The organism is Paenibacillus sp. sgz302114 (assembly GCF_056120345.1).
On sequence record NZ_JBVYOI010000058.1, the window covers coordinates 1 to 338 of the forward strand.

The 338-nt window shown below is 48.8% G+C and carries 1 protein-coding gene; it reads right to left on the bottom strand.

Annotated features, from left to right (window positions below):
• Window positions 1-309 (bottom strand): helix-turn-helix domain-containing protein (locus AC0LWF_RS27910; RefSeq protein WP_474654708.1); only part of this gene is annotated, 309 nt, incomplete at its 3' end.
• Window positions 310-338 lie beyond the last annotated feature (29 nt).

Sequence of the window (338 nt, forward strand, 5' to 3'; positions counted from 1 at the left end):
TAGTAATGGCACCCGTTCACTTTTTAGAATCGCCTCGTTTGTACCACTGTTTCTATCGGGACTGACCCCCGTTTGTGAGACAGGGATCAAAACACCTTTCAAGTTAAGCAGCCAGTCGTCGGAATTCAACCGGCGACTGGAAGCCATAACGGAATTAATGCAAAGTGCAGAGCTGACGAATCTTCTCTGTGAGCTGAAATCTTCTTGCTTTGTAACATAAACGGCTTTCCACCGATAGTACGTCGCACGTGCAATCCCTAGCAGCTCACAAGCTTGCTTCACGGACATTTCTCCCCGGATAGACTCCATCCAGGTTACTACGGCCTCTGGTGACACCT